The following is a 1,368-nucleotide window of genomic DNA, read 5'->3' as shown; positions in this document are numbered from 1 at the left end:
AATGCTTTTGCGTTTACGACGATGCACAGATAAACATTTCCGACATCCTGTGGGAGAAGAGTCAGTGTGAAAAAGTATTGGAGCTTAAACCCTTGCCTCTGGTTGTCTATTGCCACCGCACAGGCTTTGCGCAGGTCTATTTTGATGATGAACTGGACAGTATACCGCTGTGCATGAATGAGCATTCTCTGAATGATATAGCATCCTCACAGGGCGTAGACCCAGACGATTTGAGAGCCGTTCTGAATCTGCTGCCAATGTCTTTGCGGGCAGAAGCAATGAGTTCAGAATTAAGCGTCCCACAAGAAGCAGAACCCGATGCCAGGCACAAATTACAACAGGCCATGGATCTGGTAAGTAATCCCTGTTCATACAGCTACGAGAAGCTCCTGGAATTAAAACAGGGCTTACCCATTCACCAGCATTTTTTTCATGAAGGAGGTTTTACATCATTGCTTAAAATGCTGCTTGTTTCCGAAATGCTCAGATACCAGAAGCCACAGCAGGAGCAAATTCAGAAACAGGAGGAAGCAGCTTACCGAATGTTTCAGCTGCTTGTGCAAAGTGGGGCAAGTCTGCGGAAAGATTGGTACAGGAGTTTCATCAACGGAATGATAGGTCTTGACTCTTTTATAATGCCACTGGGCATAATGAATTGCATGCTGGTTGCCTTTAGTCCATTTGAATGCATGACTTTGCCCCATCTCAGGAAGATACCTCTGACCGTCTGTCCGGGAGCCATTGTTGAATTTGACCGCATTTGCCAGAAACTGAGTCCACAACAACGGCAGGGCGCTTTGGAAAAAATATTGTGGGGATATGTGGAAGATTGTCGCCCCCCGACTCTTAATACCATCCAGACCTTCTTACTGGCACTGTTTCATTACGAGGCCTCTCCGGACAAAGGCGTTCTGAATCGTTTTAAAGCCCGATTTGCTCACCAATATCCTGAAGGTGAGAAGATTATTGATGATTTCTCTCTGAGTGATTATATCCAATGGCTTGAAAAGTTATGGCTGCAACGGGAAACGCATTCTTTCTACCGGAATTGGCCAGAGCATGTCCAGCAGGCTCAAAAGGACATCCTGGATCTGAAGCAATCTCTCGGTCTGGACGATTCTCACAACCTGGCGACACCCGAAACACCAGCGGTATTACAGTTTGTGGTGGATGCCTTTAGCAGGCCGCCGGTCTTGCCTGATAATGCCGGCGATAATCAAAAAACCATCCTGAAGGTTTTGCAGCATTATTACCGGCGTCCGGGACCGGAGCGGGTGATCCGGAGCATTGAAAGACAAACCTTGCCAACCGTTTGGAAACCGCTGCACAGCTGCAGCCATGTCCTGCGGGCCAGAAATAATGGTCACT

The 1,368-nt window shown here is 47.5% G+C and carries 1 protein-coding gene; it reads left to right on the top strand.

The window, feature by feature from the left end; translation table 11 throughout:
• Nucleotides 1–1,368: hypothetical protein (locus KDK16_RS05475; RefSeq protein ID WP_257275045.1), on the top strand; the 1,368-nt coding region annotated here is incomplete at both ends.

This window comes from Endozoicomonas sp. SESOKO4 (assembly GCF_024606275.1).
Note: the sequence above shows the minus strand (reverse complement) of the source record. Positions and strands in the feature narration are given on the sequence as shown.